The organism is Xenorhabdus innexi (assembly GCF_002632485.1).
GTDB lineage: Bacteria > Pseudomonadota > Gammaproteobacteria > Enterobacterales > Enterobacteriaceae > Xenorhabdus > Xenorhabdus innexi.
On record NZ_NIBU01000034.1, the window covers coordinates 24,308 to 40,286 of the forward strand.

14 protein-coding genes are annotated in these 15,979 nt (G+C 43.6%); 6 read left to right on the plus strand and 8 right to left on the minus strand.

Features of this window, described 5'->3' with window-relative positions; all coding sequences use genetic code 11:
- Positions 1–57 precede the first annotated feature (57 nt).
- Positions 58–1,158 (minus strand): glycerol dehydrogenase, encoded by a 1,101-nt coding sequence (locus Xinn_RS13205; RefSeq protein ID WP_086954553.1) that lies wholly within the window; start codon positions 1,156–1,158, stop codon positions 58–60.
- 222 nt (positions 1,159–1,380) lie between these two features.
- The gene (locus Xinn_RS13210) at positions 1,381–2,049 is read right to left on the minus strand and encodes a 7-cyano-7-deazaguanine/7-aminomethyl-7-deazaguanine transporter (protein ID WP_086954552.1); all 669 of its coding nucleotides are present in this window, start codon (positions 2,047–2,049) and stop codon (positions 1,381–1,383) included.
- 169 nt (positions 2,050–2,218) lie between these two features.
- Between Xinn_RS13210 and tusA the strand changes: the two genes are divergently transcribed.
- A complete protein-coding gene (gene tusA / locus Xinn_RS13215; protein WP_086954551.1) occupies positions 2,219–2,461 on the plus strand; it encodes a sulfurtransferase TusA in 243 nt (80 codons plus the stop codon).
- Between the two features lie 824 nt (positions 2,462–3,285).
- Here the strand turns inward: tusA and Xinn_RS13220 are convergent.
- The 4 genes from Xinn_RS13220 to rsmD all read right to left on the minus strand — a co-directional run bounded on the left by Xinn_RS13220 (position 3,286) and on the right by rsmD (position 7,667).
- On the minus strand, positions 3,286–5,625 hold the full coding sequence (locus Xinn_RS13220) for a zinc/cadmium/mercury/lead-transporting ATPase (RefSeq protein ID WP_086954550.1): 2,340 nt from the start codon (positions 5,623–5,625) through the stop codon (positions 3,286–3,288).
- A 231-nt stretch (positions 5,626–5,856) separates the two neighbouring features.
- Complete coding sequence (locus tag Xinn_RS13225) at positions 5,857–6,462, minus strand: lysoplasmalogenase (RefSeq protein WP_244590199.1); 606 nt, start codon at positions 6,460–6,462, stop codon at positions 5,857–5,859.
- 303 nt (positions 6,463–6,765) lie between these two features.
- On the minus strand, positions 6,766–7,035 hold the full coding sequence (locus Xinn_RS13230; protein WP_086954549.1) for a DUF1145 family protein: 270 nt from the start codon (positions 7,033–7,035) through the stop codon (positions 6,766–6,768).
- Between the two features lie 53 nt (positions 7,036–7,088).
- Positions 7,089–7,667: a 16S rRNA (guanine(966)-N(2))-methyltransferase gene (gene rsmD, locus Xinn_RS13235; protein WP_086954548.1), complete on the minus strand. Its 579-nt coding sequence runs from the start codon at positions 7,665–7,667 to the stop codon at positions 7,089–7,091.
- Between the two features lie 408 nt (positions 7,668–8,075).
- Here rsmD and ftsY point away from each other — a divergent pair, with 408 nt between their 5' ends.
- From ftsY to Xinn_RS13260, 5 genes are all read left to right on the plus strand, one after another.
- A complete protein-coding gene (ftsY, locus tag Xinn_RS13240) occupies positions 8,076–9,851 on the plus strand; it encodes a signal recognition particle-docking protein FtsY (protein WP_099137665.1) in 1,776 nt (591 codons plus the stop codon).
- 6 nt (positions 9,852–9,857) lie between these two features.
- Complete coding sequence (ftsE, locus tag Xinn_RS13245; protein WP_086954546.1) at positions 9,858–10,523, plus strand: cell division ATP-binding protein FtsE; 666 nt, start codon at positions 9,858–9,860, stop codon at positions 10,521–10,523.
- Positions 10,516–11,496, plus strand: coding sequence for a permease-like cell division protein FtsX (gene ftsX / locus Xinn_RS13250; protein WP_086954545.1), 981 nt, complete (start codon positions 10,516–10,518; stop codon positions 11,494–11,496). The genes ftsE and ftsX overlap by 8 nt, the downstream gene beginning before the upstream one ends.
- A 206-nt stretch (positions 11,497–11,702) precedes the next feature.
- Complete coding sequence (gene rpoH / locus Xinn_RS13255) at positions 11,703–12,560, plus strand: RNA polymerase sigma factor RpoH (RefSeq protein WP_086954544.1); 858 nt, start codon at positions 11,703–11,705, stop codon at positions 12,558–12,560.
- Between the two features lie 253 nt (positions 12,561–12,813).
- The gene (locus Xinn_RS13260) at positions 12,814–13,971 is read left to right on the plus strand and encodes a glycerate kinase (protein WP_086954543.1); all 1,158 of its coding nucleotides are present in this window, start codon (positions 12,814–12,816) and stop codon (positions 13,969–13,971) included.
- A 100-nt stretch (positions 13,972–14,071) separates the two neighbouring features.
- Here Xinn_RS13260 and Xinn_RS13265 read toward each other — a convergent pair whose 3' ends face one another.
- Together Xinn_RS13265 and Xinn_RS23445 are read right to left on the minus strand one after the other, a co-directional pair.
- Complete coding sequence (locus Xinn_RS13265; protein WP_086954542.1) at positions 14,072–14,374, minus strand: helix-turn-helix domain-containing protein; 303 nt, start codon at positions 14,372–14,374, stop codon at positions 14,072–14,074.
- Positions 14,375–15,663: 1,289 nt separating this feature from the next.
- Positions 15,664–15,979, minus strand: a 316-nt coding sequence (locus Xinn_RS23445) for a transposase (RefSeq protein ID WP_211285986.1), incomplete at its 5' end; no start/stop codon positions are given.

Sequence of the window (15,979 nt, forward strand, 5' to 3'; positions counted from 1 at the left end):
AACTAAATAGGGCGAGGGTTCCCGCCCTGAAATTGTAAAAATTATGTCCAGCATAAATTAGTACAACCAGTCTTTTCCCATCTGGTCGGCAGCCAGAATGGCGGCATAAACCTGATCCGGTGTGACGATAAATGGCATATTGTGAATGGTTTCTCCTTCCGCACAGCTTGCAGTGGCGACCTGCATAATTTTCTGATGCAAATTTTCGCTATCGCGCAGACCAAGCTGTTCCAGTGTAACCGGAAGGCCGACCTGTACACAGAAATCGAGTACAGTTTCCAGCTCTTCATTAGGACTGTTTTCTAACATAAGCTGTGTCAGTGTACCAAATGCGACCTTTTCACCATGATACAAGTGATGGCACTCTTCCAGAATGGTAAACCCATTATGGATGGCATGTGCAGCGGCAAGCCCCGCGCTTTCAAAACCAATTCCGCTCAGATAGGTATTGGCTTCCACAATGTTTTCAACTGCGGGAGTTATTACCCCGAGCTCTACCGCCATCTTCGCTTTAGAGCCTTCTGCTAATAAAGTGTCGTAGCACAGTTTAGCCAGAGCCAGCCCGGCCAGAGAACTAGTTCCTCCTGCCATTGTCTGATGATGAGCGGTACTGCTGGCCCGAGCCTCAAAGTAGGTAGCAAGTGCATCCCCCATACCAGCAACAAACAGGCGGATAGGCGATTTCGCAATAATTTTTGTGTCCACTAATACAATGTCGGGGTTCTTGGGGTAGAACAGGTAGCCATCAAATTTACCCAACTCTGTATACAGGACAGAAAGCGCACTGGTAGGTGCATCAGTTGAAGCCAGAGTCGGAGAGATAATAATAGGTAATTTTGATTCGTGTGCTACAGCCTTTGCAGTATCAAGCGTTTTTCCTCCACCAATTCCAATCACAGCCTGACATTGATTAGTTAATAGGATAGCTGACAGGCGTTCTATTTCTTTACGGCTGCACTCACCGTTGAAAACTTCAAAATGGCTGGTGACTTCATGTTTTGTCAGGCTTTTACTGACATTATCGCCGATAAGATTGATGACAAAGTTATCAGCAATGACAAAAACGTGGTCAGCAAGTATTTTCGTATAGTGACCAATATCGGATATTGCATCTGGTCCCTGGATATATTTGGATGGAGACTGGATAACTTTCAGCATAAGAAATATTCCTTCTTCACTGGAAACTCAGCATAACCTGTTACAGCATCGGTATGTGACAGATTATCAGTCGTTTCGAATAAAAGTGTTTATTTGCCTGTCCGCCAACACTATACGACAAAACCTACCCGTAGGTTATCGGTAAAAGCAGGAAATGAACGATTTGTGCGGAAAAACTGAAAGGAGAGCTGCACCCCGATGAGTTCAGGGCGCAATACCGTTTTAGCGGATCTGCATCAGAGGCTTATCTGTTGAATGAGAGAAAAAGAATTTCAAAATCAGATTCAGCAGGATGCCATAAGCTGGCAGGAAGAAGAGCATACAAATGAACAGCTTAAATGCATAATCTACCAAGGCGATTTCTACCCAGTGGGTCGCCATAAAGGCATCAGTGCTACGATAAAAAGCGATAAAGAAAAATGCCAGAGTATCAAGCATATTACCGAAAAACATGGCGGCAGCCGGTGCAATCCACCAACGCTGATTCTGACGCAGGCGGTTGAATACGCCGACATCTAAGATCTGGCCGAGTACGTAAGCCATAAAACTAGCTGCCGCAATACGGGCAACAAACAGATTAAACGTTCCTAAAGCCGAAAATCCCTGCCATGATCCCTGAAAAAACAGTGCAGAGATGATGTAAGAGATAATCAGAGCTGGAAGCATAACCGTCATAATTATTCGGCGTGCTAATGGCGCACCATAAATACGTACAGTCAAATCTGTCGCCAGAAAGATAAAGGGAAATGTGAATGCTCCCCAAGTGGTATGGAAACCAAAAATTGAAACAGGCAGCTGTACCAGATAATTACTGGAAGTAATGATCAGAATATGAAACAGGGAAAGCCAGATTAAAGCCGAGGCTTTCTGCTGCGTAGTCAGTTGAAACATATTGTACCTTTTTGCTGGATGGGGTGAGGGAACCCAGAAGTAAATTTCCCTGAATTATCAGGCGTGAAGCATCATACGCCGGTTGAATAACAAAAGCAAAATGCGGTGATTGATGTGATTATATAATATAATCCATCGCCATAGATTGTTTGAACTTACAGAGATTGTTATGTCTGATGTTTTTGCCAACCCTGATAAAACACTTGATACACAAGGGCTACGCTGTCCGGAGCCTGTCATGATGGTACGTAAAACTGTCCGCCACATGGATGTAGGGCAGACATTATTGATTGTTGCTGATGATCCGGCGACGACCCGTGATATTCCCGGTTTTTGTCGTTTTATGGAGCATACGCTGCTTGCTCAGGAGACGGCAGAAACGCCTTATCGCTATTTAATCCAAAAAAATTAAATTATGGCTTAATAAACTGGTAGAAACATAAACCCGTGCTAAGCTTACTTATGTGGGACTTGGAAATTTTTATCACCTCACTAAGTACCATATTTCCTTTTATCTTAATAGCAATCTTGAGTAACTGTAGTTTTATTTGAAAAGGTGCAACCTTAGCACCTTTTCAGTTTATCTTCTTATATCACTCTTAAATATATTCATAAATATCAGCTCTAAGTCAGCATTGTTATTTATGATGCTCTTCTTTAATAAAATGCTGTTTTTAACATGGCAATAATTTCATGGTACTGATATTTTTATGATATTAGTTTGATGTTTTATTTTTATATTTCTAATTAAACTATGAAATTATATTATAATCTATCAGTGAAGTGAGAACTATTATTTAATGGTTAATATTCTGGTGAGTTGGCCACGATCACCGGATTAAGTGGTGTAAAATAATAAAGTAATGCAATAGGTTATTATCGATAGATAATAAGGCGAACACAGCAAAAAATAAATATTGTTTCAAAATAACAGGAGGGAGCCTTATCCCGCGTAATACACGGGATAAGGTTGTAAATGCCTGCTATTATTAAATACCCCGTCACATAATCATGCCTGAAACTTATTGTGCTCTCAATTCAACTTACTCACATTATTTTGCCCATCTTACAAATGGTACAGGCAATTACCCATTTTTAAAGAAGTTAAAACAATGTCATTCCAGCTTATTAACCGTCTCTTTTCTATATGCAGTTTCTCTCTAAAAGTATTTAACTGCACTCCACCTGTTCGTCGGTGGAGTGATAAGTTCAATTTTGTTTAAGAGAGATTTTCTTTTATTTTTGGGATTTAATGCGCAGCAGACGAATCGCATTTGCTGTCACCAGTGCTGTAGCACCTGAATCTGCCAGAACTGCCATCCATAACCCAGTGATCCCCAACAGGCTGGTGATCAGGAATATTGCCTTCAGGCCTAATGCAATAGTGATATTCTGACGAATATTGTAGTGTGTTGCCCGTGACAGCGTGATAATTTCTGCCAGACCAGTCAATCGGTTGTGAGTCAGCGCAGCATCCGCTGTTTCCAGAGCAACATCCGTGCCGCTTCCCATCGCGACCCCAATACTGGAAGCTTTCATCGCCGGGGCATCATTGATACCATCACCGACCATCATTGTCTTATGTGCTTCATTAAGCTGCATGACGGCGGTAACTTTGTCTTCCGGCAGCAGCCCTGCCCGATAATCAATATCCAGTTGGCTGGCGATAGCCGCAGCTGCCCGGGGATTATCACCCGTTAACATTACTGCATTGACACCTTGTTGCTTCAGGGACTGGATGGCTTCAATGGCATCCTGACGCAAAGTATCCTGCATAGCCATCAGGCCAATGAACTGCCCATCCTGTATTATGGCAACGGCTGTTTTTCCGCTATCTTCCAGTTCAATAACCCGTTGTTGCCATTCTGGCGGTAAAACATTTTCAGATAGCCGACCGGGAGCAGATACCCGTATTTTCTGCCCTGATAACTGACCTTCAATCCCAATACCGGCAAGAGCTTTACGGTTCTCAGCTTCAACAACTGTTACACCTTTCTTTTCTGCCTCATGAAGAATGGCTTTTGCCAGCGGATGATGGGAGCCACTTTCGACAGCACCTGCCAATGCCAGCAATGTTTCCACACTAACACCTTCTACGGGTTCAATATTAGTCACCTGAGGCTTTCCTTCGGTCAGTGTGCCGGTTTTATCCAAAGCAATCGTGGTGATGCTGCCAAGTTGCTCTAATGCTGCACCGCCTTTGATGAGCGCCCCTCGGCGGGTCGCCGCTGCGAGTGCAGAAGTAATAGCCGCAGGCGTTGAAATAACCAATGCACAGGGACAGCCAATTAATAGCAGAGTCAGGCCGCGATAGATCCACATATCCCAGGGTTCAGAGAAAAACAAAGGAGGGATCACGATAACCAGTGCCGAAAGCAGAATAATCAGCGGCATATAAATGCGGCTGAATCTATCGATAAAGCGTTCAATCGGCGCCCGCCGCTCTTCGGCTTCTTCAATTAACTGTAGGATGCGATCAATGGCATTGTGTCCCGGTTCAGAAACAACCTGCATTTGCACTGACCTATCTACAGAAAGGCATCCGGCAGCAACTTTTTCCCCTTGCTGGCGTTCAACTGGGACAGATTCTCCCGTCAGGGCACTTTCATCAAAACTGGCGAATGAGTTAAGAAGCTCTGCATCTGTAGGTAAACGAGCTCCCGGAGCAACTTCGATAATATCTCCCGGACGCAAGTCAGCGGCAGGAATCGTTTTTTTGGTGCCGTTGGTGACAAGCAGTGCCTGTTCGGGAACCAGTGCCATCAGCGCGCTGACACCTCTTCGGGCACGCCCTGCGGCATAACCTTCTAAAATTTCGCCTAACTTGAACAGTAAAATGACCATTGCTGCTTCTGAAGTGGCATCGATAAACAGCGCACCAATTGCTGCAACACTCATTAATGTTTCAATGGCAAAGAACGTGCCGGAACGAAACAGCCTGATGGCTTTGACCGCGATAGGATATAACCCGATTAAGACTGTTATGATGAAGGCGAGTTTCCCGGCGGGCGCACTGATTTTAGCGATGCCTACGCTGATAACCATCAATACCGCAAGAAGAATAATCGGAGAGAATGTTTTCCAGAGACTGGTTGCTGGTGGCAGTTTAGATGTTGAATCGGTTTCTTTGATTTCAAAACCAGCTTGCTTTACTGCCTGTACAACATCAGCCCGAATATCTGAATCAGCATCCACAACCAGTTTTTCGGTTGTGAACAACACCTTGACTTGTTTGACTTTATCCAGCCTTTTCACTGCATTTTCAATTTTACCTGCACAACTCGGGCAATCCATACCCCGGATAACCCAGTTAAAACGTTGTCTGGCTGCCAGCTCAGCAGGAGCTGTATCTTGTATGGCATGCGTATGGTTATGCGAGCAGCTTCCGCTATGATGATCATGCGAATGACCTTTGTCATGGGAATGGTCATTACCATGGGTATGTTTATGTTTTTTATTACTCGCATGTGAATGCTTACTTTCATTTCTTATGCTGGAAGAACCCTGAAAAGCTCTTTTGGGGGACGAGATAGAGCCACGTTGTGATTGTTTATGTTTTTTGGAAATAGAGAACATAATGGCCTCTCAATAATGTTAATTCAGATCGATTACCATTAACTCTACACTTTGGAGTTCACTCCAGAGTCAAACAAAAAAACAGCAATTATTTTGATGAATTATGCTGCTGCCTGCTAATGCTGAAATCTGACAGATAGCACTAAAACCTGAAAATTGGCAGGTATATCGAGGTATTAAGGTGAAGAACCGAGATTGATTCCTCACCCTTGATGAGAATAAAACAATTAATTAAATAATCAGTGAACGGATAATCAAAAAGTGCCCGATAAAACGGCAGGATGCGACAACGGCTTTTGATAGTTTAAAAGGGAAGCGGTACTGACCAATAATGCTGATACCGTGTGCGAGAAGTAACAGGGTTGCTCCGACCATCGCTGAGAGACGGCTGTCATTACCGAGTGCAAAATATTGCTCTCCGGCAACCCAAGCCATGATGAGTACCATCACCCAGGTATCCAACACCCGCCAGCGTAGCTGATCCAGACGGCTCCAGATAACCAGCATCACCACAATACCTATAGCCAATAAAATTAATGGTAGCGGAAAGAATAAGTGGAAGCTCATATGCAGTGCGAAGCTGATGGTATAGAGCAAATAACTCAGAAATAGCGCGACGAATGAGAATAGTAAATACTTACTGGGGAGCATCCTGAGTGAATCAGAAAGCAGGGCAGTGATGAGGCCTGCAATAATAAGGTAGCCTGAAGCTTCAAGATTTGGGGCCTGAAATGCCCATAAGAGCAGAAGCAGCATTGTGACGGGGTAGAAAACCCATTGCTGCCATTTAACACCACGATAAGCGGCATCAATATATAACCATCCAGAGAAGAACACAGCAAGAAATGGTCAACTCATATTTTTCCTTTCCTTAAATGTTCAGCGCCTGTTTTATCAGGAATTGCTGTTTATGATGGGGATAAAGCGAGAGCACAAACTTTAATTTTATATTAACGATAAAGTAACGTTTTATTATCAAAAATAATGTACGTTAATTCAATGAATAATCGTTTGAGGTAATAAACAGAAAAGATACTTATTACTGGCTTTTTCCCCAGTCATATTACTGTTCATATGGCTGGGGAGTTGCTGTCACAGTGTTATTCGAGATTTACCAAAAAGGTATCGGTTATGAAGGTATTATTTTTTTTCCAGACTGAGTTTTTTTTGCCATGACAATAACTCAAATACGCCAAAAAAGAAGATCTTGGTTTGTAACAAGGTAGAAAGTTTCTGGTCTTTAGGCTGAGAATGCTTTAGCAACAAAAGTTGGAAAGCATGCATGACGACAGTAAAAACCATAGCAATATCCATAAAATACTTTAATGGCTTAGGGAAAGGATGAACCAGATTCAGGATCATAACACCCCAGACACAAACCATGATTGCTCTTCCTAACAGGATAAACATTATTGACTCCAGTATCGTATTTAAAATAACCGTCGTTTTTCAAGTTGCCTCTTTTACTGACGGCGAATATATAATCTGTATGCAACCTGCCCGGCAATTTTTTCCCGATGTAAGTGCCAGTTTTCAGGGACTGCTGTCACGGCAGATTCAGATTCTGCTTCGACATAAACCCAGCTCTCTTTGGCCAGCCACCCGTTAGTTTCCAATAAGTTGATGGTCTCTTCCAGCATTCCTTTTCGGAACGGGGGGTCAAGAAATATAATATCAAAGGGCGTTCCGGTCTGATTGAGATATTGTAATGTATTATTTTGTATAACCTTTCCGTTATCTGCCTTTAGTAACGCTAAATTACCCGACAACTGTTTTGCTACATTACGGTCATATTCAATCAAAGTAGCACTGTTTGCATAACGTGATAACGCTTCAAACCCGAGAGCACCGCTGCCGGAAAAACAATCCAGACAGTCAGCCCCTTGAATGACGGGCATTAACCAGTTAAATAGTGTTTCTCGAACACGATCTGTTGTCGGTCGCAGCCCCTCGCTATCAGGAACCGGTAATTTTCTTCCGCGCCATTTTCCGCCAATAATACGAATTTGCCCTAAAGGCGAACGCTGTGGTTTTTTAGTCATAGTTACATAGATTAAGTATTTATCATCGCCGTAATATTATCTACTGCTTATCAGGCCTTGATGGTGAATAAAAAGATGAGGATCAGGAAACCCATTGATTAATTTACCACGAATCCTCAATAGAATATGTGTTGTGGTGTGGTGAAAATGTTAGACTGGATTTTATCACTATTAGAACCTATCTCTGTAGGCGTAATTGTTAAAATAGATACCCAGCGAATTTCAGTTTATGCCATAACCAGCAAAGAGGCAGCTTGAAAGACTTAGGGTATAAAGGGTCTAACGTCTATTGGGCTGGGTTCTTGACTTATCCCGAGAATAACTGATGGCCTGAAATAAAGGGAAATACAATTAGCTTAGGGTAGGTAGTTATAACGCCATAATTAACCGCGAGGAGTGTAGTGGCCGATGGCAAAAGAAAAAAAAAGAGGTTTCTTCTCTTGGTTCGGACTTGGTCGCCAGGAAAAGAAACAACAAGAAGAACAAATTGAACAAGAAAAGCTGGCAGCGGCAGAAGCGGAGCAGCAACGTTTAGCGGAAGAAGCCGCGCGTCAGGCAGCGGTCGAAGCGGAGCAACAACGTTTAGCGGAAGAAGCGGCACGTCAGGCAGCAGCCGAAGCGGAGCAGCAGCGTTTAGCGGAAGAAGCGGCACGTCAGGCAGCGGCAGAAGCGGAGCAACAGCGTTTAGCGGAAGAAGCGGCACGTCAGGCAGCAGCAGAAGCGGAGCAACAGCGTTTAGCGGAAGAAGCGGCACGTCAGGCAGCAGCAGAAGCAGAGCAGCAGCGTTTAGCGGAAGAAGCGGCACGTCAGGCAGCAGCAGAAGCGGAGCAGCAACGTTTAGCGGAAGAAGCGGCGCGTCAGGCAGCAGCCGAAGCGGAGCAGCAGCGTTTAGCGGAAGAATCCGCACGTCAGGCAGCGGCCGAAGCGGAGCAGCAACGTTTAGCGGAGGAAGCCGCGCGTCAGGCAGCAGCCGAAGCGGAGCAGCAACGTTTAGCGGAAGAAGCGGCACGTCAGGCAGCAGCAGAAGCGGAGCAGCAACGTTTAGCGGAAGAAGCGGCACGTCAGGCAGCGGCCGAAGCGGAGCAGCAGCGTTTAGCGGAAGAAGCGGCACGTCAGGCAGCAGCAGAAGCGGAGCAGCAACGTTTAGCGGAAGAAGCGGCACGTCAGGCAGCGGCAGAAGCAGAGCAACAGCGTTTAGCGGAAGAATCCGCACGTCAGGCTGAAACACAGAGTGCGGTGCCTAAAGAGCAGGAACGTCCGACTAAAGAAGGCTTTTTTGCCCGTCTGAAAAAAAGTCTGGTAAAAACCCGTCAGAATTTAGGTGCCGGATTTTTCGGATTATTCCGTGGTAAGAAAATTGATGATGAGCTGTTTGAAGAACTGGAAGAACAGCTACTAATTGCTGATGTTGGCGTCGAAACAACCCGTAAGATTATTGACAATTTGACAACTCACGCCAGCCGTAAGGAATTGAAAGATGCGGAAGCGTTATACACAAAACTGAAAGACGAAATGTCCGGTATTCTGGCTAAGGTTGATAAACCGCTGGAGATCGAAGGCAAATCACCTTATGTCATTTTGATGGTTGGTGTGAATGGTGTTGGTAAAACGACGACAATTGGTAAATTGGCTCGCCAATACCAGTCACAGGGCAAATCCGTCATGCTGGCTGCGGGGGATACTTTCCGTGCGGCGGCAGTAGAACAATTGCAGGTTTGGGGTGAGCGTAACAAAATTCCGGTCGTCGCGCAGCATACCGGCGCAGATCCGGCTTCCGTCATTTTTGATGCGATTCAGTCAGCGAAAGCGAAGGGGGCTGATGTCCTGATTGCGGATACCGCAGGGCGTTTACAGAATAAAGCTCATCTGATGGAAGAGTTGAAAAAAATCGTGCGGGTAATGAAGAAACTGGATGAAGAAGCTCCGCATGAAATTATGCTGACTTTAGATGCCAGCACAGGCCAAAATGCAGTCAGTCAGGCTAAACTATTCCATGAAGCAGTTGGTTTGACCGGTATCTCGCTGACTAAACTGGATGGAACTGCAAAAGGCGGTGTTATTTTTGCTATTGCGAACCAGTTCGAAATTCCGATCCGCTATATTGGTGTTGGAGAAGGTATTGAAGATCTCCGTCCATTTAAGGCTGACGATTTTATAGAGGCTCTTTTTACCCGGGAGGATTAACTATCAATGATTCGCTTTGAACAGGTCAGTAAAGCCTATCTGGGAGGACGGCAGGCTCTGCAAGGGGTGGATTTTCACCTTCGTCCGGGAGAAATGGCATTTTTAACCGGTCATTCAGGCGCAGGAAAAAGTACGCTCTTGAAACTTATTTGTGGCATAGAGCGTCCGAGTGCCGGTTATATCTGGTTTGGCGGGCATGATGTCAGCCGGTTGAAAACCCGTGAGATCCCATTCTTGCGTCGCCAGATTGGTATGATTTTTCAGGATCACCATCTGCTGTTGGATCGCACTGTATACGATAATGTTGCAATGCCATTGATCATCTCAGGCGCCAGTACTGAAGATATTCGTCGGCGGGTATCGGCGGCACTGGACAAAGTTGGCTTGCTGGACAAAGCGAAAAATTTCCCTATTCAGCTCTCCGGGGGAGAACAACAGCGTGTTGGCATTGCCCGCGCTGTTGTGAATAAACCAACCGTTCTGCTGGCGGATGAGCCGACAGGCAATCTGGATGGTGAATTGTCTGAGGGTATTATGCGCTTGTTTGAACAGTTTAACCGGGTCGGTACAACGGTTCTTATGGCGACGCATGACACCGCGCTAATTGAGCGTAGAGATTATCGCATCCTGACTCTGAATCAGGGACGTATGCAAGGAGAGCACCATGGCTAAGTCTGTCCGTCATTCAACGAAAAAAACGATTTCTCCCAAATCTCGTTCTCGGTCATTGAAAGGGGGCTGGCGTATACAGTCGCGTTACGCATGGAAAAACACATTGTCTGATATGTTATTTCAGCCACTGGCGACGTTGCTCACCATCATGGTTATTGCTATCTCTCTGACATTACCAAGTGTATTTTACATCGTCTGGAAAAACGTTAATCAGGCGGTGGAACAATGGTATCCCGTCCCACAACTTACGGTGTATCTGGATAAATCACTGAACGACACCAGCACCAACCAGTTGATTGGAGAGCTAAAAGCATTAGATGGGGTGAAATCAGTGAACTATCTATCCCGCGAGGAGGCAGTGAATGAATTTCGTGCCTGGTCAGGGTTTGCCGGCGCACTGGATATGCTGGAGGAAAATCCGTTGCCTGCGGTAGCGATTGTCTCCCCGAAACTGGATTTTCATAATTCACAGGCACTGACCACCCTACGTGACCGTGTTGCACAGCTAAAAGGTATCGAAGAGGTCAGAATGGATGACGGCTGGTTTGCCCGACTGACAGCACTGGCTGATCTTATTGGCCGGATTGCTGCGGTGATAGGCGGGCTGATGGTCGTTGCCCTGCTGCTGGTCATCGGTAACAGTGTGCGTTTAAGTATTTTCAGCCGTCGTGAAACAATTAATGTCATGAAACTGATAGGGGCAACGGATGGGTTTATCCTGCGGCCTTTCCTCAATGGCGGAGCATTACTGGGAATGCTGGGAGCAATTCTTTCGCTGCTTCTTTCGTACCTGTTGGTCTGGAAACTTTCCAGCGTTGTCACTGAAGTTGCCAGCGTTTTCGGCACAACCTTCAGGCTATATGGCCTGGGTTGGGATGAATCACTATTACTGGTACTGGTTTCAGGTATGATTGGTTGGATTGCGGCATGGTTCGCAACTGTCCAGCATTTACGTCGTTTCAGACCGGAATAGAGCTATTTTGTTGGACTTCTGATGAACTTTTGGGCTTAATCACAGTCGAAGAAACTGTTATTGCTTTGTATGTATCGCCATACAATGCAGATCATTTGAATATGATCCCCACGATGGTAAAATAGACACATCTTTGACCTGAAAAAATCTTATGGATTGATTCAGGGAAGTTTAAAAAACCACCAACTTAGTTTGAGAGAATTTGAATGACAAAAGAAATGCAAACTTTGGCATTAGTTCCGCAAGGTAGTTTGGAAGGGTACATCCGTGCTTCCAATGCTTATCCTATGCTCTCTGCAGAAGAAGAGAAGGAACTGGCAGAAAGGCTGCATTACCAGGGAGATCTGGATGCAGCAAAACAGCTGATTCTGTCTCACCTGCGCTTCGTTGTTCATGTCGCTCGCAGTTATGCAGGTTATGGCTTGCCACAGGCGGATTTAATTCAGGAAGGCAATATCGGCCTGATGAAAGCAGTTCGTCGGTTTAATCCGGAAGTGGGCGTGCGTCTGGTATCTTTTGCTGTTCACTGGATTAAGGCAGAAATCCATGAATACGTACTGCGTAACTGGCGTATTGTGAAAGTTGCAACGACAAAAGCGCAGCGTAAGTTATTCTTCAATTTGCGCAAAGCTAAACAGCGTTTAGGCTGGTTCAGTCAGGATGAAGTTGATTTGGTTGCTGAAGAGTTAGGGGTAACCAGCAAAGATGTTCTGGAAATGGAGTCACGTATGTCGGCGCAGGATATGGCATTTGATATGCCAGTGGATGATGACAGCCAGGACAATATCCCACCGGCACCGGTACTGTATTTGCAGGATAAAGCATCCGATTTTGCAGATGGCATTGAAGAAGACAATTGGGAAAACCATGCTGCGGATAAGCTCACTGTAGCAATGGAAAAGCTGGATGAACGTAGTCAGGATATTATCCGCTCCCGTTGGTTGGATGATGACAACAAATCCACTTTGCAGGAACTGGCAGATAAATACGGTGTATCCGCTGAACGGGTTCGTCAGTTGGAAAAAAATGCCATGAAAAAGTTACGCATGGCGATTGAAGCGTAACTTAATACACAGCTAGCTGAGCATGAACGATATATCTTTATGCTGAATGCATGCAGCAATAGCAGATTAAAAGGCGATAATTGAGTTATCGCTTTTTTTATGCGCGTTATTTAAGTGAATTACTTATGCGTGTAGTAATCTTTCAGCTTCAGATAATGGAAACATTGATAATGACAAGATGACGATTGTTTCTGCGATTGGTCCGTTGCGGCATCTTTGGTGTTGCTGATGAGCAGTAGGAGGGGGAACTATTATGAAAATTGTCATTGCTCCAGATTCATTTAAAGAAAGTTTAAGCGCAGTGCAGGTGGCCGAAGCGATAGAGCAGGGGTTTAGAGAAATCTTTCCGCAGGCCGATTACATCAAGTTACCTATGGCTGATGGTGGAGAAGGCACGGTAGAGTCAATGGTAGCAGCTACAGGAGGAAAACGGTTTACGTGTACAGTCACTGATCCTCTGGGGCAACCAGTTGAGGCGTTTTGGGGGCTACTGGGTGATGGAAAAACTGCCGTGATTGAGATGGCTGCAGCTTCGGGGCTACACTTAGTTCCACTGGCACAGCGTAACCCTCTTATCACAACAAGTTATGGCACGGGAGAGCTGATTCTGGCTGCTTTGGATCATGGTGTTCAAAAGCTGATATTGGGTATTGGTGGTAGTGCGACCAATGATGGCGGTGCGGGAATGATGCAGGCTCTTGGAGCAAATTTAATTGATGGTGATAGTCGTCCTTTGCCATTTGGCGGGGTTGCGTTAACACGGCTGGAACGCATTGACCTCGTAAATCTTGATCCAAGGATTAGGCAATTGGAAATTACAGTAGCCTGTGATGTAACTAACCCATTATGTGGTGAATCAGGAGCATCTGTGGTATTTGCACCACAGAAAGGAGCAACGCCAGAAATGATTAACATACTGGATTCAGCTTTGCTTCATTACGGAATGAAAATTAAAGCCGTAACAGGAATAAATGTGCTTGATGCTGCCGGAGCTGGTGCAGCGGGAGGAATGGGAGCCCCTTTACTCGGTTGTCTGAACGCCAAATTACAGTCAGGTGTTGAAATTGTACTTGATACCCTGAAGTTGGAAAAAACAATTCAGGATGCAGATTTAGTGATTACTGGCGAAGGACATATGGACAGTCAGACCATATATGGCAAAACGCCAATTGGTGTTGCACGTATCGCTAATAAATTCGGTATACCTGTTATCGCATTAGTGGGAGGAATGAGCAAAGACTATGATGTCGTGCACCAACATGGGTTGAGTGCTGTATTTTCCATTATCCCTGATGTTTGTACTATTTCAGAGGCTTTAGCTGACAGCGCTGATAACCTACACGTATTAGCTCGTAACATTGCATCGGTCTGGAGTATGGCTGCTACAGTGAAAAAAGGGAGTGATCATTGAAAAAGTGGATAAAAGTTTGGGGGAGTCGTCAGAAGCCCACATATTTTTGAGTTTAGAGCGGGCTTGCTGGCAGGCTTCTGACGGGGGTGAACCGACCCATCTAACAACCATTTTTTCCTATAATTGTTTCAGCAATGGGAATGTATTGAGTATCGAGCTTATTAATCGAACCCTCTAAAGTTTTTTTTTCAAAGCAGTCTTCAAAGAACCAGGAAACCTCCGTTTCCAATTCGTTACAAATGGCAACTAAATGAGTAATATTAATTCGATTGGTTCCCCTTTCATAACGTGAAAGTTGTTGTTGGCTGATACCAATTTGTTTTGCTAAAGCAGTTGCCGTGATCCCTAACTCCTTCCTTTTTTGTTGAATTCGTTGTCCGACTAATAGGTTTGCATCTTCCATATCTTATCCTTTTATTTCAAAATCAGTAAATTATGGCGTTATCAAGGATAATTGCCCTAGAGCTTAAAAATGACTCAGTTTTACTTTGTCATTGTGCACAACATAGGAAATACACTGATGGATTTACCATCGTTCACGGTATACCTATTGTTACACCTGATTCGCCATTTTGTTTTCCGACCTGCGCCTTGTTTTTTAATGAAATAACCTTTTTTATTAACGTCTTGTAAAAAACAGAACCTTTACTGAGGCAAGGTAGACACTTCCATGATGCAAACCACGTTTCCCTGTTTTGTCATTACATTGCATCTTGCTGCTACTTTCCTCTGCAACTGATCAAAACAACTATCTGTTCTTTTCATACGACGATAAATGAACAGGTCTTTTAACGTTAACTTTGCTATTTTCATTTAAGTAACATACTGAATTAAAAATAAATTAATAAAAATTTAGTTAATAAAATCCAATATGTTTGTTTTTTTCAAACAAGTTGCAATTATTTTGAGTATTTTTGTTTGTTTCAGATGGTTGATGAGGTCAGAAACTAAACAAAATATATCAAACTGTAAACATAATCCTACATGGAATTACTTAAGTCAAATTTCATTACATAACAATTCATATTCCACTTAGTTAATCATAATATATGAATATTTTTTGTTATTCACATATTTAATCCCTTTCAAATAGTATTGTAGATGAAAATTTGTTAATTGCCAGAAATCCGTTGAAATTAAATTAACCAGAGTTAATCTTGCATTATCTTTCATATTCAGAATTTAATTCCGATTTTAATCTATATCCAAGATTATAAATCCTAACCGAACAGTTTGATATAAAATGTTTTGTTTTTTAACAAAATTTTACAGATTTATCTTAAATAAGTATATTTGAATATTTCATTGAGCGATTATTGCTAATTTACAAATTTTTATTAGAAAATATTACTTATAAAAATCTTTTCCACTAAATAAGCTCTTCTTTCGTAGAAAATTCCAGTTCACTCGCACTTTTGTTCATTTCGGATACAGCATTTTTTTTATCAATTATCCTGTGCAATTATTTGTTTTTTTAAATAAAATCAATTAATTGTATTTATTGATGTAAATCATAAACTTTTTATTCAGTTTTTCATGTTCACTTTACGTACTCCGTTACTGGATAAGTTGATTATTTAGAGCTTTTCTCATAAAACAAGCTAAAAGTAAGTGAAATACACTAATTTCTATTTCTTCATCTGACAATGCGGATATTAATATCACTAGTGGTGTATTCTGCAATTAATGACATCACTTTGTATTCCCACGGTAAAGCCACTTAAAAGGTTTAGCTAATACCCGGTTGTAATATTCGATATATTTTAAAATGCATGTCCGTAATATCGCTTTGCTGCTGACGGAAAGCCGCCTGAGCAAATGTCGGGAGACCAGACTGAACCAACATTCAATTTGATTTAACCAGGAAGCGTGTTTGGGGGTATAAACGAATCGGATCCGATGTGTCGGGTCTGATAGAAACTGCATGCGTGTCTCCATGGATTGAAGCGTTCCCCACTGGCCTTTCACTCCCAGTCCCTCATTAAGACCACAGGCTTCGGCAATGAAT